We start from the raw sequence: 23,029 nt of genomic DNA, 5'->3' as shown, positions 1-23,029 counted from the left end.
AAAATTTTATTTAAATAATGAGTCCAAGCCAGGTAATTTCATCTTTTTCTTGCCTTTTCCAGACGCCATCCCTGTCATTTGCTTCATCATTTTTTTCATATCTTCAAACTGTTTTAATAAGCGATTGACTTCTTGAATTGATGTACCAGACCCTTGTGCAATGCGCTTTTTGCGGCTTGAGTTAATAATTTCAGGATTTGTTTTTTCAGCCGGTGTCATAGAGTAAATGATTGCTTCAATGCGTCCCATTTGCTTTTCATCGACTTTAACATTATCCATCCCTTTCATTTTGTTCATGCCAGGAATCATTTTTAACAATTCATCAAGTGGTCCCATTTTTTTCAATGCCTGTATTTGTTCAATGAAATCGTCGAACGTAAAGCTTTGCGTTAAAAACTTCTCTTCAAGCTCCTTCGCCTTTTCCATATCGACGTTTGCTTGTGCTTTTTCAATTAATGATAGCACGTCGCCCATCCCTAAAATACGGCTCGCCATGCGCTCAGGATGGAATGATTCTAATGCATCCATCTTTTCGCCCATACCAACAAATTTTATCGGCTTTTCCGTTACAGCACGAATCGATAACGCTGCACCACCACGTGTATCACCATCAAGCTTTGTTAAGACCACGCCTGTAATACCTACTGCCTCGTTAAAGCTTTCAGCAACATTCACTGCATCTTGCCCTGTCATCGCATCTACAACTAAAAATACTTCGTCTGGCTCTTTTAATGCACGAATGTCCTTTAACTCCTGCATTAGCTCTTCATCGATATGCAGGCGTCCCGCTGTATCGATAATGACAACATCTAAATGTTCTTCTTTTGCGTGAGCCAACGCTTGACGCGCAATTTCTACTGGTGAAACATCTGTACCTAAAGAAAATACTGGTAATGCAAGCTGTTTCCCTAATGTTTGGAGCTGTTGTACAGCTGCTGGACGATAAACGTCAGCCGCTACTAAAAGTGGCTTACGATTATACTTTTTGCGCAGAACGTTCGCTAGCTTACCTGTAGTCGTCGTTTTACCAGCACCTTGTAAGCCGACCATCATAATAACAGTTGGTGGTCTCGTATTAAATTTAATCGGACTTTGCTCTCCACCCATTAGCTCCGTTAATTCATCTTGTACGATTTTAATAACTTGCTGACCTGGTGTTAAGCTTTTCATTACTTCAGAGCCAACTGCACGCTCGCTTACTTTTTTGATGAATTCTTTTACAACCTTTAAATTTACGTCCGCCTCAATTAATGCCATACGGACTTCACGCATCATTTCTTTTACGTCTTGCTCCGTTACTTTCCCTTTACCTGTGATCTTTTGGATCGTTCCTTGGAGCCGTTCCGCTAATCCTTCAAACGCCATTCGCCGTTGCCCCCTAATCCACTTCTTTCAGTTGTTCGATAAGTGCTAGTTGTGATTCAACTGTTGCGTCTTGCTGTAGCGCCTCTGTTAACTGTTTAAGCACTTGCTGACGTTGTTGAAATTTCTCCAACAGTTGTAATTTATCCTCATATTCTTCAAGCATCGCTTCAGTACGACGTATATTATCGTAAACCGCTTGACGAGACACTTCATATGATTCTGCAATTTCACCTAATGAGTGATCGTCTAAATAATACAGTTCCATGTAGCTACGCTGTTTATCCGTCAATAATGCTTGATAAAAGTCGAAGAGAAAATTCATGCGTGTTGTTTTTTCCAGTAGCATTTTACTCTCTCCATTCATAATTTCTCTCTTGTATCATATGACGTTTCAAGATACCCGTCAAGGGAAATCCCTTTATATCTCGCATTCTAGTGGAATTCATTATCTCGGTACTTATGGATTCGAGATTTATTCTATGTTTCCAGAGAGATGCAGTTATTTTTAACAAAAAGAGGTTGTAAGGAGAAGTTTCTCCGACAACCTCTTTATCTTAATCTTCTACTTGTTCTAACTCTTTTTCTAAGCCCTCTGCAAATAGTCCGTATACATAGCGTTCTGCGTCAAATGGTTGGAGGTCATCCATTTTTTCACCTAGACCTACTAGCTTCACAGGGATGTGCAGCTTGTTGCGGATTGCTAATACGATACCGCCCTTTGCCGTACCATCTAACTTCGTTAAAACGATACCTGTTACATCTGTAGCTTCCTTGAACATTTGTGCCTGCACAAGCGCATTTTGCCCTGTTGTTGCATCAAGTGCTAGCAATACTTCATGTGGTGCGTTTGGAATTTCGCGTGAAATAACACGGTGTACTTTTTCGAGCTCATTCATTAAGTTCACTTTATTTTGTAAGCGCCCCGCCGTATCGCAAATTAATACATCAGCATTGCGGTTTTTCGCTGCGCGAATTGCATCGTACATAACAGCTGCTGGGTCTGAGCCTTCAGCTTGTTTAATCACTTCACAACCAACGCGGTCACCCCACACTTGTAGCTGGTCAATCGCTCCTGCACGGAAAGTATCACCCGCTGCAAGCATAACTGTTTTTCCTTCCGTTTTTAAGCGGTGTGCAAGCTTACCAATTGTCGTTGTTTTTCCAACACCGTTTACCCCAACAAATAAAATAACTGTTAACTCGCCTTTTGGCTGCATATTAATCGTTGTTAAGTTATCTTCGCCAGCTTCATAAATTTCAACAAGTTTTTCAGAAATAATCGTTTGAATACCTGCTGTATCTTTAATGTTTTTACGCTGTACTTCAAAGCGCAGCTTATCCATTAATTCCATAACTGTTTCAAAGCCAACATCCGCCTGCAATAGCACATCTTCTAATTCCTCAAAGAAGTCCTCATCTACTTTACGGTAGCGTGCCACTAAATCATTTACTTTTGAAGTAAAGGAATTACGTGTTTTTTCAAGTCCTGCTTTAAACTTCTGTGTAATTGACCACGCAGATGGCTTTTTTTCCTCAACAGGCTGTTCCGCTTCTTTTTCCTCTAGGACAGCTACTTGTTGTTCAACAATTTCAGGTGCTTCCTGCTCTACAATCGGTTCTTCTACTGTTTCGACTGCTTCTTGTTGCTCCTTGGTATCTACCACATTAACTTCAGACTGCTCCTGCTCTTCCGTTTGCTCCTCAAGCTGTGGGTGTTCTTCAATCTGCTCTTCAGCGTTACCCATTAATTTTTCCTTTAATCGTTTAAAAAAACTCATAATTATGTTTCGCTCCTTTGTCCTACTAATGCAACCTCTTCCAATTTAACTGATACAAGCTTCGAAACACCTGACTCTTGCATCGTAATTCCATACAATACGTCTGCCCCTTCCATCGTACCTTTGCGATGTGTAATAACGATAAATTGCGTTTGCTCGCTAAACTTTTTTAAATACTGAATATAGCGCATAACGTTTGATTCATCAAGAGCAGCTTCTACTTCATCCAAAATACAAAACGGTACTGGGCGCGTTTTTAAAATGGCGAATAACAATGCAATTGCTGTTAATGCACGCTCCCCACCAGATAAAAGGCTTAAAGTTTGTAATTTTTTTCCTGGTGGCTGTGCAACAATATCAATACCCGTTTCAAGAATATTATTTTCATCAAATAATATTAAGTCGGCTTGCCCACCACCAAAGAGCTCACGGAATACCACTTTGAACTGAGCACGTATTGCTGTAAATGTACTAGCAAAGCGTGCTTTCATTTCCTCATCCATCTCTTTTATAGCTTCTTGTAATGTTTCTTGTGCTTCGACTAAATCATTGCGTTGTTCCGTTAAAAATGAATGACGCTCCTGCACTCGCTCATACTCTTCAATAGCAGTTAAATTAACTGGACCAAGCTCTTCGATAGACAATTTTAATAAGCGAACTGTTCGACGCATTTGTTCAATGTCATCAATCGTTATTGCAAGCTCTTGTGCCTCTTCATAACTCAGTTCATATTGTTCTTCTAATTGTTGTTCAAGTGCTTCTAATTCGTACTGTGTTCGATTGCGTTTTAACTCTAATGCTCGCAATGCATCAACAAAGCTTTTATGAATTCGTGATAATTCTTGTAAATTTTGCTCTAGTTGTGTTGATTGCTGTTGGTAAGTTGCTCTTGCTTCACGTTCTATTTGAATCGTTTTTGTTAAGTCTTGCTTTTTTGTTGTCCAATCAACGACTGCTTGCTCAATTTCTTCTATTGAAGGTCCTGTACCTTCTTCAGACTGTAGCCATTTTATTTCTTGGGAAATATTTTCACAGTGTTGTTGTAGTTTTGAGCGTTTTAAAGTAATATCAGCAGCTGTTGCTTGCAATTGAGTTAGTTGCTCACCAGCTACTGCTAGCTCTGAGCGTTTTTCTGCTGATTGCTCACGCAAAGCATCCTTTTGTGTATCACTATAAACTTTTGCCTCTGTTAGTTGCTCTACTTGTTCATTAATTGTTGTAAGCTCCATTGTAATTTGCTGCAAACGTTCCTGTGCTTGATGTTGCTGTTCAGTTAGCTGTTCTTTACGCGTTGTAGCTGAACTATGCTCTGAACTAGATATAGCAACAGTTTGTTGTAAGTTTTTCTCTTGTACTTCAAGCTCCACAATTTTTGTTTTATGTTCTTGTAATACACTTTGTAAACTATTTTGGGCTAGTTTAATACTATCTGCTTGCTCATTTAATGTTGCTACTTGCTCCTTCAATTTAGCAACAGTTTGCTCAGCTGTTATAATATTTTTTTCAAGCTCCGTAAGTTTTTCGATAAGTGTATCTAGCTCTAGCTTACGTGAAAATACAGATGACTGCTGTTTCATAGCACCACCTGTTAATGATCCACCTGCATTGACAATGTCGCCCTCTAACGTAACAACTCGATATTTATAATTGCATAGACGTGCAATTTGACTAGCGCCTTGTAAATGTTTTGCTACTATAACATTTCCCAGTAGGTTTTGGATGATTATTTGGTTTGAAAAATCAAATTGTACTAACTCATCTGCGAATGCAATAAAAGCAGGATGCTCTGCTGCTTGTGGCAGCTGTTCAGCATATATTTTGCGAGGTTTCAAAACCGTTTTTGGTAAAAACGTTGCTCGCCCTGCTCTACGTTGCTTAAGCCAACCAATCGCTTGTTGTGCGTGTTGCTCACTTTCTGTCACAATATGCTGTGATGCAGCTCCTAATGCCGTTTCAATGGCAGCTGTGTACTGTCCCTCTATTTGAACTAATTCAGCAACTGCACCAACAATTCCAGTTAATTGACCACGCTCACGTGCTAATAAAACTTCCTTAACACCTTGGAAAAAGCCTGAGAAATCTGCCTCTAATTCGGCTAATGTTTCCTTGCGCGCTTTTAATTGTTGGTGATGCTGGTATGCTTTATAAAGTAGTGCCTGCTTCTCATCTAGCTGTGTTGTTGCTGAATTCAATTGAATTTGTACTGAATCAAGTTGTACAGAATGCTCATTGTATTTTGTATCTAATTGCGTTAATCGCTCGATTTCTCTATGCTTAAATGCCTGAACATGCTTAAGCTCTTTTTCAGCTTCATCTGAACGTCCTGTCATACGTAAAGCTGCCTCTTGATGCTGTATTAGCTGTTGCTCAAAATGCTTCAATTCATTTTTGACAGTCGCCTCTTCATTTAACAAGTCGATATAATGATTTTTTGCTTGTTCAATATCTGCTTCAATTTCCGCTACGGACTTTGTTAATGATTGCTCCAGCTGTTTAATCGCTTGCTTAATCTGCTGTACCTGCTGCTGTTTTAGCACAAATTGCTCTTTATTTGCCACTTCCTGCTGCATAAGCTGCTGCTCTTCCTCGGTAGCCTGCGCTAAGGATAGCTGCAATTGTTGTAGATGCTTTTCCGCATTTTGGCGCTTTTCATTAACAAGTGCCTTGCGTCCTTCCCAACGTTCGACTTCCGTGCTCGCCTCAATTAATCGCTCCTGTGACTTATCAAGCGCTTCATCAATTTGCTTTAGCTGTGTGCGAATATCACGTAATTGCTTATTTTTATTTGCAATTTCATTTGCATGCTGTTGCTCGGTTTGCGATAACTTTGCATATTCTGCATCTGTCGTTTGTAATGAATTGTAGCATTGCGTTAAATCATGGGCTGTCAGAGCAATATCTACATCCTTTAATTCCGCAGTCATACGCAAATAGTCTCTTGCTGCTGAAGCTTGCATTTGCAAAGGCTCTAAGCGACTATTTAATTCATGTAAAATATCTAATACTCTGTGTAAGTTTTCATCTGTTTCAACTAGCTTATATTCAGCCTTTTTTTTACGTAGCTTGTACTTTAACACACCTGCTGCTTCTTCAAAAATAAGGCGACGGTCTTCTGGACGGCTATTTAAAATTTCATCTACTCGCCCTTGTGAAATAATTGAAAAGGCTTCTTTTCCTAACCCAGAATCCATAAACAAGTCCGTAATATCCTTCAGGCGACATTGTTGATTATTAAGTAAATATTCGCTCTCACCTGAACGATACACACGTCTTGTTACACTAATTTCTGTATATGGTACTGCAATTTGCTCATCTTGGTTGTCTAAAATTAATGTTACTTCTGCAAAATTCAACGGCTTTCTGGAATCACTCCCCGAGAAAATAACATCCTCCATCTTTGCACCACGTAACGATTTTGCAGATTGCTCACCTAATACCCAGCGGATTGCATCTGTAACATTACTTTTTCCACTTCCATTCGGACCAACGACAGCCGTTACACCTGGTACAAAATCAACGCCTATACGCTCGGCAAAAGATTTAAAACCGATTACTTCTAGTCGCTTCAGAAACACTTTATGCATCCTCCTGCTCTAGCTGTTTAAATGCATTCATTGCACTTTGAGCAGCTTGCTGTTCCGCCTCTTTTTTCGATTTCCCGTTCCCAACACCTAGTTCTTTGTCATTCAATAACACACGAGAAATGAAAGTACGATTATGGGCTGGTCCCTTCTCATCAACAATTTCATAATGAAGTGGTCCATTATTTGTTTGTTGAACCATTTCTTGTAGTTGACTTTTAAAATCCATCACATGCGAAAAAGCACCGACTTCTATTTTAGGAAATACGACACGCTCTAAAAATGCGACAACATTGTCTAAACCTTGATCTAAATATAGTGCACCAACAAACGACTCAAAGACATCTGCTAAAAGTGCTGGACGCTCACGCCCCCCCGTTAACTCCTCTCCCTTTCCTAATAAAACAAACTGCCCAAACTGCAGCTCGTTAGCGAAAATAACGAGTGACGGCTCGCATACGATTGATGCACGAAGCTTTGTTAGTTCACCCTCGCTCATGTGAGGATAATTTTCGAATAAATATTTAGATACGGAAAGCTCTAATACTGCATCTCCTAAAAATTCTAAGCGTTCGTTGTCTGTGTATAACTTGCGTCGATGTTCATTCACATAGGATGAATGGGTAAATGCTTGATACAATAGTGCGGTGTTGTTGAATGAAATATTAAGTTGTTGCTGTAAAGCTTGAAATTGATTTTTTATCTTTTCTGAAAATGCGCCTGCTTTGTGCTGGCTTCCTTTTTTTCTAATTGTCATGCACAATCTGCCTTCCTAGTAGTTTCTACCTTTAAGTGTACAATGGAATAGCGGTTTTTTCAAAGGTGTAACTATAAATATTTTCCTACAACTTAAAATACCCATTATCCTCTGAAGTGATGCCCTATACTTCACAGCATCGCAATCTAGCATTCTCTACTATTTAAAGCATCCCTTTCATGGTTTATTCTACGTTTTCGAGTTTAGTCCCCTTTATGGCCCACAAAATGCAAAGAGCTGTCAGAAAAGCAGATTTTCATCTAACTTTCCAGACAGCCCCATATTCATTAGTTAACTTTGCTCTCGATATAGCTGATTGCATCACCAACTGTTGCGATTTTTTCTGCGTCTTCATCAGAAATTTCCATGTCGAACTCATCTTCTAATTCCATAACAAGTTCAACTACGTCTAATGAATCTGCACCTAAATCGTCGCGGAAAGAAGCTTCTAATTTTACTTCGCTCTCTTCAACGCCTAAACGATCAACAACTACTTTTGTTACACGTTCTAAAACTGTAGACAAATCGGTCACCTCCCCTCAAAGATACATAACATACTTTTTTACATTACCATACCACCATCAATATGCAATGTTTGTCCAGTAATATAGCTACTTGCATCAGAAGCGAAAAACGCAACAGCCTTTGCGATGTCCTCTGGCTGTCCAAGCTTCGCTAAAGGAATTTGCGCAAGCATTGCTTGTTTCAATTCCTCTGACAGCTCATCTGTCATATCTGTCGTAATAAAGCCTGGCGCAATCGCATTGACTAAAATATTGCGGCTCGCTAGCTCTTTCGCCGTCGTTTTTGTTAAGCCAATAACACCCGCTTTAGCTGCAACATAGTTTGCCTGACCTGCGTTACCAGATACCCCTACAATAGAGGAAATATTAATAATGCGACCGCTACGTTGCTTCATCATTTGACGCGTTACAGCTTTCGTACATAAAAAGACGCCCTTTAGATTCGTGTTCATCACATCGTCCCATTCGTCTTCCTTCATACGCATTAGTAAATTATCGCGTGTAATACCTGCATTGTTTACTAATATGTCAATTGAGCCGAACGTTTCTAATGCTTTATTCATTAATTGAGTGACTGATTCTGCATCTGCCACATTTGCCTGTACTGCAATTGCTTCGCCGCCAGCCGCTTGAATTTGCTCAACTACTTGTAGTGCCCGTGCTTCACTACCGCTGTAGTTGACAACTACTTTTGCCCCTTGCTTTGCGAGTTCCAATGCAATGGCTTGACCAATACCACGTGACGCACCTGTTACAACAGCCGTTTTATTTTGTAATGTCATTATGCCCACTCCTTTGATGCATCTAACAATGCTTGTAGTGACTCTTCATCATATACACAATGTACTTCCGCTGAGCGGTCGATTTTCTTCACTAAACCAGATAGTACTTTGCCAGGTCCGCATTCTACAAACACAGTAACACCTTGCTCTAATAGTGTACGCACATTTTGTTCCCATAGAACTGGGCTTACAACTTGCTCAACCATTTCACGACGAATTGCTGACGCATCTGTCAGTAGCTCAGATGTCACATTGCTTACTACAGGAATTGTTGGTTGTTGAATAGTTAGTTGTTCAATCGCTTGTGCTAATTTATCGGCTGCTGGCTGCATTAAAGCAGAATGGAACGGTCCGCTAACGACAAGCGGAATTGCGCGTTTTGCTCCCGCTTCCTTTGCAGCAACACATGCTTTTTCAACACCATCTTTAGTACCTGAAATAACAATTTGGCCAGGACAATTTAAGTTCGCTAACTGTACTGCATCTCCTGCTGTTGATACAGCTTCACATACCATCTTTAAGGCTGGAGCATCCAAGCCTAAAATCGCCGCCATCGCGCCTTGTCCAGCCGGTACTGCTTCATCCATAAAAAGACCGCGCTTATGTACTGTCGCCACTGCCTCATCAAACGTCATTACACCAGAAGCAACAAATGCGCTATATTCCCCTAATGAGTGTCCTGCTGTATAGTGTGGGCGAATGCCTGCTTCCATAATTTTATTAGCAACCATCACCCCTGTTGTAAGTAATGCAGGCTGTGCATGATATGTTAATGTTAATTCCTCCTGTGGACCATTTAGCATTAAATTTGTTAAAGAAAAGCCAAGCACTTCGTCTGCGCGCTCATAAAGCTCCTTACTTGCCTTTGTTGTTTCAACAAACTGTGCGCCCATGCCTACTTGCTGTGAGCCTTGTCCAGGGAAAATAAAAGCGATTTTCGTCATTAGTTGCTCTCCTTTGCTTGTTGCTGTTTCGCAATTGCTTCCTTAATTGTTGCACAAACATCATGCTCTACCATCATATGCGCTTGTCTAATCGCACTATAAATAGCTTTCGCGTTTGATGAGCCATGTGCTTTTATAACAGGTGCTTGCAAGCCGAAAAGTGCCGCACCGCCGTATTCTGTATAGTCCATTTTATCTTTCAATGATTTCAAATCGTTTTTCACAAGCATTGCTGCAAACTTCGATTTTGTCGTCGCCATTAACGCTTCTTTTAACATCGAAAAAATTGTGCCTGCTGTTCCTTCCAAGGATTTCAGCACCATATTACCAGTAAAGCCATCCGTTACAACAACATCAGCCACACCATTCAATAGCTCACGTGCTTCGACGTTACCTTCAAAATTTAACTCTGTTTCTTGTAATAGAGTGAAAGTCGATTTTGTTAATTCGTTTCCTTTATTGTCTTCTGTTCCAATATTCAGCAGCCCCACACGTGGCGCTTTTTGTGAGCGTACTTTTTTTACGTAAATGTCGCCCATAATCGCATACTGTTGCAAGTGCTCAGGCTTAGCCTCGGCATTGGCACCTAAATCTAGCATTAAAAATCCATTACCATTAACTGTAGGTAACGTTGTTGCTAACGCTGGACGAGCGACACCTTCAATACGCCCAACTTTATATAAGCCACCAGCCATTAAAGCACCTGTATTTCCTGCTGATAAGCAGGCATCTGCCTCGTTTGCTACAACTGCATCAAGGATCTTTGCCATAGAAGAATCTTTTTTACGACGTACAGCACGTGCTGGATCATCATCTCCTTCTACTACTTCAGAGCAGTGAATTACTTTAAGACGTGGGTGCTCCTTTAAATATGGAGCCATCTTTTCTTGCTGACCGTACAATTGAATTTCAATTGTTGGGAAATCCTCTAAAGCAAGAAATACCCCTTCAATAATCGACTGTGGTGCATGGTCGCCACCCATACCATCTACTGCTAATCTCATGTTGTTTCACCTACACCTTTCGTACGGTACATTTCAAACTCACCTAGAAATACAATTTCATTATCTACTGTCGACTGCACATCGACATATGTACGGTTTTTCAACTTATCCTCAGCACGTACCATTGCCTTTGTAACAACACGGTCGCCTGACTTTACAGGTTTAACGAACGTAACATTTGATTTAACAGTAAGTGCTAATTCATCATTAATAACAGCAACTGCTAATGAATTGGCCTGTGCAAACAAATGATGCCCTCGTGCTATACCGTTGCGTTGAAAGACATGCTCCTCCCTTACATCAAAAATGGAAAGAGCACGTTTATCTAATTCAATATCTATAATTTCACCGATTACTTCATCTAACGGTAAAGATTTAACTTCGTTTTCATAGTTTTTAGCTGCCACATCTTTAATGCGCTCACGCAGCTCTGGAATCGCCAACTCCATACGATCTAACCGAATCGTTTGTACGCTAACACTAAACTTAGCAGCTAACTGATCATCTGTGACGAATGGGTTATCTGTAATCGTTTCTATTAATAATTGTTGGCGTTCTTTTTTCGTTCTTTTCATCGTCACTTGTCACCTACCTATTAGTATTAGAACTTGGTACTAATACCAGTATACATTTTCAAAAATAAGAACGCAACCATTTTTCTTTTTTCATTAATCGATACGCTCACCTTGTAGCACACCAGACGTTTCTAAATTGCTGCGCAATAGCTTATACTCCTCTGCCTCCCAAAATACCTTACTATGGACTAAACTCTCCGCATCACGCCTTGCTACATCTAACGCGCGGTAATCATGCACAAGATCTGCCATTTTAAATTCAGGTAAACCGCTTTGCTTTTTACCGAAGAAATCACCAGGTCCACGTAGCTCTAAATCTTTTTCTGCCAACTTAAAGCCATCATTGGTTTCCGTCATCGAACGCATGCGCTCCTGTCCTTCATCACTTTTAGGATCTGCAATTAAAACACAATATGATTGATGTTCACCACGTCCAACGCGCCCACGAAGCTGATGTAGCTGTGCTAAACCGAAGCGCTCCGCATCATAAATCGTCATAAATGTCGCATTCGGCACGTTTACACCAACCTCTACAACCGTTGTTGAAACAAGTACATGAACCTCTCCATTACTAAACGCACGCATAATTTCATCTTTTTCAGTCGGATGTAAGCGACCATGCATTAAGCCAACCGTAAAACGCCCTGCAAAATACCCAGTTAAGTGATTGTAGGCATCTACTGCATTTTGTACATCTATCTTGTCCGATTCCTCAATCAACGGACAAATCACATATGCTTGCCGTCCGTTCGTTAGCTCTGTCTGCATTTTGAGCAGTACAGAACCTAGTTGTTCCTCTTTCATCCAATGCGTTTCAATTTCTTTACGTCCTGCTGGCAATTCATCGATAATCGACACATCCATTTCACCGAACGCTGTGATGGCTAATGTACGCGGAATTGGTGTCGCCGTCATAAATAACACATCTGGATGCTCTCCTTTATCACGCAACACACGGCGTTGCTCAACACCAAAGCGATGCTGCTCGTCGGTAATCACGAAGCCTAATTTATAAAATGTGACATCAGGCTGTATTAACGCATGTGTGCCAATTAAAATATCGATTTCTCCTGTAGCTAGTTGCTCAAGTAAATTGCGACGTTCCTTCGTTTTTGTGGAACCCGATAATATCGCCACACGCACACCAATCGGCTCAAACCACTCCTGCAACGACTGCGCATGCTGCTCAGCTAAAATTTCCGTCGGTGCCATTAGCGCTCCTTGATAGCCTGCTGTTACTGCTGCATATAAGCCAATTGCCGCAACAACAGTTTTCCCTGAGCCTACATCCCCCTGTAGTAGACGATTCATACGCTGTGGCAGCTTTAAATCTTTACATATCTCGTTTACTACACGTTTTTGGGCCGAGGTAAGCTCGTATGGCAATGTTTGAATAAAGGCACGAAGTTTATCAATATCATAGCTAATTTCAAGCCCACGCTCCGCCTCTTTACGGTTTTTACGCAATGCTTGTATACGCAGTTGAAACTCCAATAACTCCTCATACACAAAACGGCGACGAGCCTGCTTTGCATGCGCTGCATCCTTTGGAAAATGTACACCTTCTAGAGCTTCTTGAATGTCCAGTAGTTGATAGTCTTCGCGCAATTTTTCTGGTAAAATATCTTCAATATCTACGACTGTATCAAGCGCTTGTCGCATATATTTGCGGAAACGTTTTTGCTGAATTAAGCCTCGCAAGCTATAAACTGGCTCAAAATCTATTTGCTCCGTTTTCGGACCAAACGTAACAGAAGAGCCCACAATTACCTGCCGCCCTCGATCCCATTTTCCTGTCACTGTTACAATGGTCCCAGGTAGTAGTTTTTGGCGTAAATAGCCTTGATTAAAAAATACTGCCTTTACTAAATGTCGCCCTGCGCGCACCGCCACAGTTAAACGTTGCTTATTTTTCCCTAAAAACATAACGGAGGGCATCGATTCGACCGTAGCTTCAATCGTTACACGCTCATTATGTGGTGTTTCTGCTAAATCCTTTAGGCGAAAATCTTCATGCCGATAAGGAAATGTCCAAATTAAATCGCCGATTGTATTAATATGTAATGATTGTAAATGCTCAGCTGTTTCCTTCCCAATACCCTTCAAAGTCGTTACAGGCTCTGTATAGCTTGTCATATCGTATCCTCCTTTCTCCCCCACAATGTATGATAACCATTCACTGTCAGTTAAATATTTTGATAGTTGCACTCGTTTTGTAATCTGTCAAAGCCATTGCTCATTTGTTGCATAAAGATACATCAATTAGACATTCAAATATATTATGTAAATGCAAATCATAGCTATTAAGAACTTCAAGGTGAACATTTTTCATGCTCATTCGTCTCTTTCTCCTATATAATCCTTATATTACATTGATAAAGGAGGACTTTCCAATGAACGACACTTTCAAAAAAATTGCGACAACCTTTTGGCATATAGAAATAGCACAATGCCAAGTGCTTCGCGATGGCAACAAAAAGCTTGCTGCAATTACAGCGTTTGATGGCACTCACTATATGCTAAAGGGGGAGCAACAAAACGGGGAAAATATGCAAAAAATTTGTGACTTTGCAAATCAGCTTTCTGTGATTTTACCTGTTACAACATATTTAAAAACAGCAGAGGGTAGCTATATTGTGACAGACCATAATATTGCCTATACGCTTGAACATGCTCTTTCAGGAATAGCTATTAATCATTTAAAAGATATACATATTGAAGAAATCGGTAAAGCACTGGGTGAAATGCACCGTTTTTCACTTGAACATACCTTCACATTAAATCAAGCTACCTCTTGGTCGATGTTTGGAGGCAATCAAAGTGATGCAATTGGTGATTATGATGAAAATGAACTAAGCTTCCGCGATTTTGCGACCGCATTTGCACAGGAGCCACAAATGCAGGAAATCGCCTCACTTTATATGCAGCATCGCCAGCAATTAGCTGCGGTTTGGCAAGAGCTACCAATGGCGGCGACACAAGGCGATTTTTGCTATTACAATATGCTTTTTAATGAGCAACAGCAAATTAGCGGCATTTTTGACTTTAATTTAGCAGGCGATGAAGTTTTAGTTAATGAGTACGTGGCAGTTGGAGTTTATTTATGCTGGTCTGTGGATTATCAAGGTGAGCAGTCTCCTACACAAAGGTTTCAACGATTTATGCAGGCTTATGAAGAGCAAAGAGCATTGAATTCTTTAGAAAAAACGGCGATACCTGCATTATTTGCAATCATACGCGCATTTCGTTATGACCGAGTGGACAACGGTATTAAAAATGTCACTTCTAAAGAATGCTTTTTAAATGAAACATTAGAAATTTTACGCAATTCCATTTGATATGAGTAATAACCAAAAAAGAGGTGTTGGGGAAAAGACAATTATTAAGACTTAATTATAAAAAATATTAGACATCTATAATATGTTAGAGTTTTTTTCAAAACTATTTTATCTTTTTCTTGCAATTCTAAATGAGTTAAGAATTACATATGATTATAAATACCTGTGTTTTTATGAAAATGAAAGTTTTTCGGAGGGATAAAAGATGTGGCGAAATGAACGAGAATATTCTGGTGGTTATCCTTATTACCAACGTAATTGTTCCAATCCAGCTTGTTTGAATCCCTATTGTCAGTGTGGAGAAAATTGTAGGTGTGACCATAGGCACCAATGTCACGGTGGCGGCAACCTTGTTTATACGCAACAGAAAGTTAATTTAAGTAATTCTATGCGTTTAGTTTGGGAGCAACATGTATATTGGACTAGGATGACAATCATTAGTATAGTTTTTAGTTTACCAGATATAGACGATGTTACGGCTCGTCTTCTTCGCAATGCTGAAGATTCAGGTGATATATTAAAACCTTATTATGGAAATGAAATTGCGACAATGTATAGCAATTTAATAAGGAAGCACTTGGTGATTGCTGCGGAACTTGTCAAAGCCGCAAAAGCTGGCAATCAAGAGGCTGCAACCGCTGCTGAAAAAAGGTGGTACATAAATGGAGCAGAAGTAGCCCACTTTCTAAATAGGATAAACCCTTTTATTTCAAGAGAGGGATTTCAAAAAATGTTTTTTGAGCATCTGGCACTTACTAAAACGGAGGCAGTATTTATGCTCCAAGGTGATTTTAAATCCAGTATTAACGTATTTGATAAAATTGAAGCACAAGCCTTACAAATGGCAGACACAATTACGATTGCCATTGTAAAGCAGTTCCCAAATATGTTTTACATATACATTTAAAAGGACTTGCAATAAACCATATAAACGCTGTGGATATATCGTAGCTCTTTGCCGCTGTTATCTTATTTATTTGTACGTTTATCATTAATAACTTTTTGTAGACGTATAATACTCGCTCCTTACAAAAAGAAACATATGTTTAATTTTTTATTATGTAATAAAAAATTATCAATATAATAAAAAATAAAGCTTTCGAGAAAGCAGGCTATCACCTATATTTCTCGAAAACTTTTATTGAATCAAGATAAAAATTCCTTATTGCCCTTGCACTACTGCACCACCAAAGATTTTTGCTGCTAATGCTTTACCAGTAGGTGTTGCAGCTAGTCCACCGCGTGCTGTCTCTTTTAAGTCTGGGTTCATTGATTCACCGATGCGATACATTGCGCCGATGACTTCATCACAAGGGATACGGCTCGTGATACCCGCTAATGCCATGTCTGCTGCAACAATTGCGTTAGATGCCCCCATCGCATTACGCTTTACACAAGGTACTTCTACTAATCCTGCAACAGGGTCACAAACAAGTCCAAGCATATTTTTCAATGTAATGGCAAAGCCTTCCGCACATTGCTGTGGTGTACCACCAGCCATTTCAACGATAGCTGCTGCTGCCATACCTGCGGCTGAACCAACTTCCGCCTGACAGCCACCCGCTGCTCCAGAAATCGATGCATTGTTTGCTACTACAAAGCCAAACGCGCCTGATGTGAACAAAAAGTTAATCATTTGCTCACGTGTTGGATTTAATTTATGCTGAATCGCAAATAGTGTACCTGGCACAACCCCAGCCGAACCAGCTGTTGGCGTTGCGCAAATTGTACCCATCGCAGCATTTACTTCATTTGTTGCAACCGCTTTGCTTACTGCATCTAATAATAAATCGCCCGCTAATGATTTTCCAGAGGCAATGTATTTTTGCAATAGCACTGCATCGCCACCCGTTAAACCTGTTACAGATTGTACACCTTGTAATCCACGCTCTACCGCTTCTTCCATAACCGTTAAATTGCGGTCCATTTGTTTCATAATTTCCTCGCGTGACCGCCCTGTAATTGCTATTTCCTGCTCAATCATAATTTCAGAAATGAGCTTTCCTTCTTGCTCTGCACGCTCTACTAATTCTCGTACATTTTGAAATAATACGTCCATTTTGCTCACTCCTTAGTTGTTAATTCTCGATACTTTAGTAATATGTGGGATATATGAAATTTGCTGAAGCACACGATCTTCGATATTTTGATCTACTTCAATAACCATTAACGCTGTTAAACCGCGCTCAATACGCGATACTTCCATATGCCCAATGTTGACATTGTGCATCGCTAAACAATTGGCAACGTTGGCAATACAACCAGCACGATCATCATGAACAACTAAAATTGCAGGCATACCACCTGTTAAACGAAGTTTGAAACCGTTTACTTCACTGATTTCAATTTTCCCTCCACCAATTGAAATACCTTCAACGCTCATTTCACCTTCATCATCTCCCATAACGATGCGCGTTGTGTTTGGGTGCTCCTTATGCGCCTCCTCAGGGATAAATTCAAAGGATAAATCTGCTTTTTCAGCATCCTCAAATGCTGTTTTAATGCGTTCATCGTACGTATCGTAATCAAGTAAACCGCCGACAATTGCTACATCTGTACCATGTCCACGATAAGTTTCTGCAAACGAACCGTATAAATAAATTTTTGCCCATTTTGGCTGACGACCAAATAAATCTCTTGCCACACGCCCTATTCGTGCTGCACCAGCCGTATGTGAGGATGAAGGACCAATCATAACAGGTCCGATAATATCAAAAACGGAAGTAAATTTCATACCCGTTCCTCCTAAAAAAATCTCTTATTTACTATGTAGTGTATCAGAATTATCGCTTAGACACAAAATTTACTTATTTTAAGGTGAGATTTTCCACCTTAAAACAAGGTTGGATTAGAGATATGATTCTAATAAAAAGAAAAGTTACTTCTTGCTCAATCTATTTTTATCCAAAATATCGTTGTGCGGATTATTATTTTTGATTATCACAAAAAGCTGCAAGGAAACAAATTTCCCTACAGCTTTATCTTACTCTACAGACAATATAAACGGATATAATGCTTGTTTCCCATCAACAATTTCAACTTCTGCATCAGGGTAATTTTCTTCGATAAATGCAGCTAATTGTGCTGCTTCATCTGCTGTTGCATCTTCACCATAAATAACCGTGATAATTTCGGCATCTTCATCAACAAGTGATGTTACAACTGTTTGTGCTGCCTCCATCATTGTTGGTGTTGATAAAACGATTTTACCTTCTGCTAATGCCATAAACTCATCTTTGCGAATTTCTACACCGTCAATCGATGTATCGCGTACCGCAAATGTTACTTGACCTGTTTTGACATGAGCAAAGCTATCCGTCATACTTGATTTATTTTCTTCAACCGAAGTTTCTGGATTAAATGCTAAAATCGCTGCCATCCCTTGTGGAATTGTTTTTGTTGGTACAACAGCTGCTTCAATATCTAATAACTCAACGGCTTGCTCTGCAGCCATAATAATATTTTTGTTATTTGGTAAAATGATTACGCGTTCTGCACCGATTTCCTTTACTGCTTTCACAATATCTTCTGTAGAAGGATTCATCGTTTGACCACCTTCAATAACATAAGAAGCTCCGATTGAGCGCAGTAAATTTGCTACGCCTTCACCCATTGCAATCGTCACAACAGCATATGGATGTTGCTCCACTTTTGGCGCTTTCGCTACAGGTGTCTCACCCACAATTGCAGAATGCTGCTCACGCATATTATCTACTTTAATTTTGATTAAGCTACCATATTTTTGACCTGCTGCAAGTACCGCTCCTGGTGTTTCTGAATGAATATGCACTTTAGCAATCTCATCATCTGAAATTACAAGTAATGAGTCACCCATAGGGTTTAACTCTTGACGGAATTGTTCTTCATTAAACGGCTCTTTATCCGCCTCGAAGCGTACCATGATTTCTGTACAGTAACCGAATTCGATATCCTCTGTATTCATAAAATCTTGCACACGATGATGCTCAGCATTAATTAAATCATCTAAAGAAGATTCATTTTTTTGTGGTAATGGCTCGCCTTTTAAAGATGCAAGGAAACCCTCATAAACAAATACTAAACCTTGTCCACCGCTATCCACAACGCCTACTTCCTTTAATACAGGAAGCTGCTCCGGCGTACGCGCAAGAGATGCTTTTGCTTCCGCCACAAGTGCTTCCATAACAACGATAATATCGTCTTCATCATGCGCTACTTCAACAGCCTTTGCAGCCGCTTCACGTGCGACTGTTAAAATCGTTCCTTCAACAGGCTTCATTACTGCCTTATATGCTGTATCTACACCTGCTTGAAAAGCGTCAGCAAAGCTAATCGCATCAATTTCCTGCTCCTTTTCGATTGCTTTACTAAAGCCACGGAATAATTGTGATAAAATAACACCCGAATTTCCACGAGCCCCCATTAATAGGCCTTTCGCTAATCCTTGTGACGTTTTTCCGATATGTTCCTGTGCTTGTACCTCTGTTTCCTTCGCACCCGATGTCATCGATAAATTCATGTTCGTTCCTGTATCACCATCTGGAACTGGGAATACGTTTAACGAATCTACATAAGCCGCATTTTGGTATAAATGATGTGCACCCATTTGTACCATTTCTGCGAGTTTCATTCCGCCTAAAGACTTCATTAGATTGATTTCCTCCTCTTACACATTCATCACACGAACGCCCTGTACGAAAATATTAACCGACTTCACGCTCATACCTAATGTTTTATTTACTGTATATTTTACTGTTGATTGAACTTGGTAAGCAATTTCAGAAATTTTTGTACCGTAGCTTACGATAATGTACATATCAATATGTAAATCTTCGCCTTCCTGACGAACTATCACACCTTTTGTAAAGTTCTCTTTACGTAAAATATCTGTTAATCCATCTCGAATTTGATGCTTGCTTGCCATACCAACGATACCATAGCATTCTACCGCTGCCCCACCTGCAATTTGCGCGATCACATCGTTCGAAATATCAATTTGTCCGAATTCGTTGTGGATTTCTATTGACATAAATACGCCCCCTAAGCACTTTTAGACTACTCTTTATTGTACTACATAAACAATAATTATAAAAGGAAACGCCGTGATTCGTCTAGAGTGATTTATAGGAATATAGTTATTAACTCACAAACACAAACTGTTATTTTAAAAACAGGACTACGATATAACATCAATAAAGCGCATGAAATCAAAGTGGAAAACCTTGATTCCATGCGCGCTTTCTACATTCAGGCTTGCGTGTAAATTGGAGTTCTTTGTGTGCGAAAAGTATAATTTAACGTGCAAATTTGGCCTCTTTGCGTGCGAAATACCTTTGCTTATGTTCAAATTATTACTTTCAATCTGTTCCAGATAAACTTTTAATAAGTGTCTCAATCATCACAGGCATTTCAATAAAGGCACTATCGACATGTAATCTTTCTGTTTTCTGATGTGGATCTTTACCGAATGGACCTACATTCAACACTGGACCTTGTAGTGCTGCCATCATATCAAAAGGTATGCTGTATGTTTCTCCCCAGACAGGTGTGTTTTTTTCGAATGCTAACCAGTCGTTCTCACTATCTGAATAATTGACATAACTTAAATCACATATGCCATTAAAATAATGAATTTGTTCAACCTCATTATTAAACGTTTTCGCTATCTTTTTCAGCAATTCGGTTGATTGTTCGACAACAGGATGATTCGATGAGTTAATTGCTGGATAGTATGGTGGTGCATAAAGTAGCACGGTTGCTGGTGCTAACTCCTGACAGCGAATCATTAGCTGATCCACAATACGAATGGATTTCTCCCGATCGTCCCAGCCTTCATGATTGATAACGCGCTGTTTAATTTCCTCAACCTCCTCTTCCCCTAGCTTCCCTATAGCATGCTCTAAAAGTGCTTCATAACGAATAACCTTTACAGCTCCTACACCTTTGACACCTTCACGCTCACAAATTTTTTGATAATGCGTATTACAAGCATTCATCGCTTCTACTGCCACTTGCTCAAAAATATCCATTACCTCTGATGCTGTTCGCTTCATTAAAAACACATTATACAGCGCAGCAGCGCGATAAGGAGTTTGTGTCGAATACTCCATTTTCAAATCTTTTAATTGCAATGATACTGGAAGTGGCGTGCTTTCTCCTAAATCCTGCTCACGGAAAACGGGATTCCATTCCATATGCTGCGTCATATAAGAAGCAATATAATTAGCAGTCATCCCTTTTAAAGGCTCACCAACATGTGTTTCTTTCCCATAAAACAAAGCGGCAGGCATAATCTTCCCAATTGTTCCAGAATAAATATACTCTTTGATATCAGTAGGTTCTTGTGAAAAAGAAGGCTCACTGTTTAAAAATAATTTATATGTTAACTGATGCTGCTCACGTAATCGAACTAGCTCTGCTACTGCTGCACGCATTCCAGCTGAATTTACCTCTTCATCTGGAACAGTAGTTAATAAAAGGTTAATTGGCCACCCTTCATTGCTTGCCTTTTCAATCAACTGCATATGCAAGGCTAGTCCCATTTTCATATCCATTGTGCCGCGCCCAAATAAATATTTACCTGACTCCAAATCGATTTTCACTGATTCGGGTAAATCTTTAAAATGCTTTGGCTCCATCAACTTTTTCGTCAGTTCTTCTGGATAAAAAGCAAGTGGTTCAAGCTCACCATACTCTTCTGTATGCACTGTATCAAAATGACTGATTAATACAACAGTTTCTGTCGCCATTGGATGCTTATAAAGTGCTGTTACAGCATGCCGACCAAGTCCAGCATCATGCAATTCAATCAATTCAGGTCGCTGTTGAAAATATGACAGAGTTTCCAATTTACCCTTCATTTTATAAGCAAACTCATTTTCGCCTTTCGTTAATGTTCTGCTTTCCCAGCTTACAATTTCACATAATAAGGCGCGTAGCTTTTCTGGTGTATTCCAATTCATAAATATTTCTCCTCTATAATTATCCATGCTGTTGTTTACTTAATTTTACTTTATAAAAAATCATACATGCGATAAAGAAACTAATCCCATATAACAAACCAATTACCTGTGTTGAGTCAAATGCTAAAAATACAAGAATTAATACACAAAACGCTATACAAACTAACGGTATTAATGGATAAAAGGGAATTTTAAATTTTAAATCAGCGATGTCGCCTCCAGCTTGTATGAAACGACGACGAAACATGAATTGTGATGCACAAATACCCATCCAAGATATTGTGACTGAAATACCTGCTATCGACATTAAAATAACAAATACTGTATCCGCTTCTATAACACTTGTTAATAGCGATAATAATGAAAATAACATCGTAAATATTAGTGCATTTAATGGGACTTTATTTTTTGTTAAACGTCCAAACATTTTAGGTGCCATACCTTCATTTGACATTGACCAAAGTAAGCGAGTTGAAGCAAAAAGACAAGAGTTCCCTACTGATAAAATGGCTGTTAAAATAACAAAATTCATAATATCTGCTGCATATGGTACACCTGCTATTTTCATTAAAGTAACGAATGGGCTTTCTAACAAACCGAGCTCAGACGCAGGGAAAATGGCAGATAATACAATAATAGAAGCAATATAAAAGACAATAATTCTAAAAATAATTGTGCGTATTGCTTTTGGAATATTTTTTTCTGGCTGTTCTGTTTCTCCAGCTGCAATCCCTACTAGCTCAGACCCTTGATAAGAGAAGATAACATTCATCATTGTTACAAAAATAACCGTGACACCTGCTGGAAACCATCCAGACGGTGCTAAATTCGTTAAGTGCGGAGTTGGACGATCCGCTAAAGGAATAACCCCCAAAATTGCAGCTGCTCCAATCACTATAAAGGCAATAACTGCGACAACTTTAATACCCGCAAACCAAAACTCTGCTTCTGCAAAGCCTCTCGTTGTCAAGGCATTCAAGCCAAACAACAGCACCATAAAAACAGCACACCATATCCATATCGCTACGTCTGGAAACCAATGCTGCATTAAAATACCTGCCGCAGTAAATTCAACACCTGCCGTAGCAGCGGAGCCAACAAAATACATCCAGCCTAAGGAAAAGCCTGCCGCTGGACTAATAAAGCGGGTAGCATATGTTTGAAAAGAGCCTGTTACAGGCATATAAACGGCTAACTCTCCAAGACAATTCATCACCATAAATAAAATTAAGCCACCAAATAAATAACCAATTAATGCACCACCAGGTCCAGCCTGATTAATGGTATAACCAACATTTAAAAATAAGCCTGTTCCAATAACGCCACCAAGTGATAACATTAATAAATGGCGACTTTTCATGGAACGTTTTAATGTATTATCGTGCTGTTGTTGTCCGTTATCCAATGTTCTTCCCTTCTTTCCATACAGCATTAATTCTA

At 39.6% G+C, this 23,029-nt stretch carries 19 protein-coding genes; 2 read left to right on the top strand and 17 right to left on the bottom strand.

The features are described from left to right. Nucleotides 1–6: 6 nt before the first annotated feature. The 11 genes from ffh to recG all read right to left on the bottom strand — a co-directional run bounded on the left by ffh (nt 7) and on the right by recG (nt 13,446). Nucleotides 7–1,365 carry a signal recognition particle protein gene (gene ffh, locus TY13_RS03785; protein WP_042471865.1) on the bottom strand — a complete coding sequence of 453 codons (1,359 nt, stop codon included), beginning with the start codon at nt 1,363–1,365 and terminating at the stop codon, nt 7–9. Nucleotides 1,366–1,378: 13 nt separating this feature from the next. Then, nucleotides 1,379–1,711, bottom strand: coding sequence for a putative DNA-binding protein (locus TY13_RS03780; protein ID WP_042472403.1), 333 nt, complete (start codon nt 1,709–1,711; stop codon nt 1,379–1,381). A 208-nt stretch (nt 1,712–1,919) separates the two neighbouring features. Beyond that, nucleotides 1,920–3,143 (bottom strand): signal recognition particle-docking protein FtsY, encoded by a 1,224-nt coding sequence (gene ftsY / locus TY13_RS03775; protein WP_042471863.1) that lies wholly within the window; start codon nt 3,141–3,143, stop codon nt 1,920–1,922. A 2-nt stretch (nt 3,144–3,145) separates the two neighbouring features. Further along, nucleotides 3,146–6,718 carry a chromosome segregation protein SMC gene (gene smc / locus TY13_RS03770; protein ID WP_042471860.1) on the bottom strand — a complete coding sequence of 1,191 codons (3,573 nt, stop codon included), beginning with the start codon at nt 6,716–6,718 and terminating at the stop codon, nt 3,146–3,148. Nucleotide 6,719: 1 nt separating this feature from the next. Next, nucleotides 6,720–7,481 carry a ribonuclease III gene (rnc, locus tag TY13_RS03765; protein ID WP_042471858.1) on the bottom strand — a complete coding sequence of 254 codons (762 nt, stop codon included), beginning with the start codon at nt 7,479–7,481 and terminating at the stop codon, nt 6,720–6,722. Between the two features lie 287 nt (nt 7,482–7,768). Further along, nucleotides 7,769–8,005 carry an acyl carrier protein gene (acpP, locus tag TY13_RS03760; protein ID WP_042471856.1) on the bottom strand — a complete coding sequence of 79 codons (237 nt, stop codon included), beginning with the start codon at nt 8,003–8,005 and terminating at the stop codon, nt 7,769–7,771. 38 nt (nt 8,006–8,043) lie between these two features. Continuing rightward, a complete protein-coding gene (gene fabG / locus TY13_RS03755) occupies nt 8,044–8,787 on the bottom strand; it encodes a 3-oxoacyl-[acyl-carrier-protein] reductase (protein ID WP_042471854.1) in 744 nt (247 codons plus the stop codon). After that, nucleotides 8,787–9,731 carry an ACP S-malonyltransferase gene (gene fabD / locus TY13_RS03750; protein WP_042471852.1) on the bottom strand — a complete coding sequence of 315 codons (945 nt, stop codon included), beginning with the start codon at nt 9,729–9,731 and terminating at the stop codon, nt 8,787–8,789. The genes fabG and fabD overlap by 1 nt, the downstream gene beginning before the upstream one ends. Continuing rightward, on the bottom strand, nt 9,731–10,735 hold the full coding sequence (gene plsX, locus TY13_RS03745) for a phosphate acyltransferase PlsX (RefSeq protein WP_042471850.1): 1,005 nt from the start codon (nt 10,733–10,735) through the stop codon (nt 9,731–9,733). The genes fabD and plsX overlap by 1 nt, the downstream gene beginning before the upstream one ends. After that, the gene (fapR, locus tag TY13_RS03740; RefSeq protein ID WP_042471848.1) at nt 10,732–11,310 is read right to left on the bottom strand and encodes a transcription factor FapR; all 579 of its coding nucleotides are present in this window, start codon (nt 11,308–11,310) and stop codon (nt 10,732–10,734) included. Before fapR ends, plsX begins: the two co-directional genes overlap by 4 nt. 93 nt (nt 11,311–11,403) lie before the next feature. Further along, nucleotides 11,404–13,446: an ATP-dependent DNA helicase RecG gene (gene recG, locus TY13_RS03735; RefSeq protein WP_042471846.1), complete on the bottom strand. Its 2,043-nt coding sequence runs from the start codon at nt 13,444–13,446 to the stop codon at nt 11,404–11,406. Nucleotides 13,447–13,703: 257 nt separating this feature from the next. On the opposite strand from recG, the gene TY13_RS03730 reads away from it, so the two are divergent. Further along, nucleotides 13,704–14,648: a phosphotransferase enzyme family protein gene (locus tag TY13_RS03730; protein ID WP_042471845.1), complete on the top strand. Its 945-nt coding sequence runs from the start codon at nt 13,704–13,706 to the stop codon at nt 14,646–14,648. Between the two features lie 205 nt (nt 14,649–14,853). Next, nucleotides 14,854–15,555, top strand: a complete 702-nt coding sequence (locus TY13_RS03725) for a hypothetical protein (protein WP_042471843.1) — start codon at nt 14,854–14,856, stop codon at nt 15,553–15,555. A gap of 255 nt (nt 15,556–15,810) precedes the next feature. On the opposite strand, the gene sdaAA is transcribed toward TY13_RS03725, so the two are convergent. From sdaAA to TY13_RS03695, 6 genes are all read right to left on the bottom strand, one after another. Then, nucleotides 15,811–16,707 (bottom strand): L-serine ammonia-lyase, iron-sulfur-dependent, subunit alpha, encoded by an 897-nt coding sequence (sdaAA, locus tag TY13_RS03720; RefSeq protein WP_042471841.1) that lies wholly within the window; start codon nt 16,705–16,707, stop codon nt 15,811–15,813. 12 nt (nt 16,708–16,719) lie between these two features. After that, nucleotides 16,720–17,382, bottom strand: coding sequence for an L-serine ammonia-lyase, iron-sulfur-dependent subunit beta (sdaAB, locus tag TY13_RS03715; RefSeq protein WP_042471839.1), 663 nt, complete (start codon nt 17,380–17,382; stop codon nt 16,720–16,722). Nucleotides 17,383–17,631: 249 nt separating this feature from the next. Further along, entirely contained in the window at nt 17,632–19,275 is a 1,644-nt protein-coding gene (locus TY13_RS03710; protein WP_042471837.1) for a DAK2 domain-containing protein, read from the bottom strand. A gap of 18 nt (nt 19,276–19,293) precedes the next feature. Continuing rightward, a complete protein-coding gene (locus TY13_RS03705; protein ID WP_042471835.1) occupies nt 19,294–19,656 on the bottom strand; it encodes an Asp23/Gls24 family envelope stress response protein in 363 nt (120 codons plus the stop codon). A gap of 328 nt (nt 19,657–19,984) precedes the next feature. Beyond that, nucleotides 19,985–21,589 (bottom strand): M20/M25/M40 family metallo-hydrolase, encoded by a 1,605-nt coding sequence (locus tag TY13_RS03700; RefSeq protein ID WP_042471833.1) that lies wholly within the window; start codon nt 21,587–21,589, stop codon nt 19,985–19,987. Between the two features lie 19 nt (nt 21,590–21,608). Then, the gene (locus TY13_RS03695) at nt 21,609–22,949 is read right to left on the bottom strand and encodes an amino acid permease (protein ID WP_230199381.1); all 1,341 of its coding nucleotides are present in this window, start codon (nt 22,947–22,949) and stop codon (nt 21,609–21,611) included. Nucleotides 22,950–23,029 lie beyond the last annotated feature (80 nt).

It is taken from the genome of Bacillus ndiopicus, from assembly GCF_000612805.1.
Classification (GTDB): domain Bacteria; phylum Bacillota; class Bacilli; order Bacillales_A; family Planococcaceae; genus Metasolibacillus; species Metasolibacillus ndiopicus.
The sequence above is the reverse complement of the archived record's forward strand: the minus strand, read 5'-3'. Positions and strand labels throughout refer to the sequence as shown.

Coding starts and splice junctions, on each gene's coding strand:
- TY13_RS03725 (WP_042471843.1), top strand. CDS start 14,854: ATGTGGCGAAATGAACGAGAATATTCTGGTGGTTATCCTTATTACCAA.
- sdaAA (WP_042471841.1), bottom strand. CDS start 16,707: ATGGACGTATTATTTCAAAATGTACGAGAATTAGTAGAGCGTGCAGAG.
- TY13_RS03710 (WP_042471837.1), bottom strand. CDS start 19,275: ATGAAGTCTTTAGGCGGAATGAAACTCGCAGAAATGGTACAAATGGGT.
- sdaAB (WP_042471839.1), bottom strand. CDS start 17,382: ATGAAATTTACTTCCGTTTTTGATATTATCGGACCTGTTATGATTGGT.
- rnc (WP_042471858.1), bottom strand. CDS start 7,481: ATGACAATTAGAAAAAAAGGAAGCCAGCACAAAGCAGGCGCATTTTCA.
- fabG (WP_042471854.1), bottom strand. CDS start 8,787: ATGACATTACAAAATAAAACGGCTGTTGTAACAGGTGCGTCACGTGGT.
- TY13_RS03730 (WP_042471845.1), top strand. CDS start 13,704: ATGAACGACACTTTCAAAAAAATTGCGACAACCTTTTGGCATATAGAA.
- recG (WP_042471846.1), bottom strand. CDS start 13,446: ATGACAAGCTATACAGAGCCTGTAACGACTTTGAAGGGTATTGGGAAG.
- ffh (WP_042471865.1), bottom strand. CDS start 1,365: ATGGCGTTTGAAGGATTAGCGGAACGGCTCCAAGGAACGATCCAAAAG.
- TY13_RS03695 (WP_230199381.1), bottom strand. CDS start 22,949: ATGAAAAGTCGCCATTTATTAATGTTATCACTTGGTGGCGTTATTGGA.
- TY13_RS03700 (WP_042471833.1), bottom strand. CDS start 21,589: ATGAATTGGAATACACCAGAAAAGCTACGCGCCTTATTATGTGAAATT.
- ftsY (WP_042471863.1), bottom strand. CDS start 3,143: ATGAGTTTTTTTAAACGATTAAAGGAAAAATTAATGGGTAACGCTGAA.
- plsX (WP_042471850.1), bottom strand. CDS start 10,735: ATGAGATTAGCAGTAGATGGTATGGGTGGCGACCATGCACCACAGTCG.
- fapR (WP_042471848.1), bottom strand. CDS start 11,310: ATGAAAAGAACGAAAAAAGAACGCCAACAATTATTAATAGAAACGATT.
- TY13_RS03705 (WP_042471835.1), bottom strand. CDS start 19,656: ATGTCAATAGAAATCCACAACGAATTCGGACAAATTGATATTTCGAAC.
- TY13_RS03780 (WP_042472403.1), bottom strand. CDS start 1,711: ATGCTACTGGAAAAAACAACACGCATGAATTTTCTCTTCGACTTTTAT.
- fabD (WP_042471852.1), bottom strand. CDS start 9,731: ATGACGAAAATCGCTTTTATTTTCCCTGGACAAGGCTCACAGCAAGTA.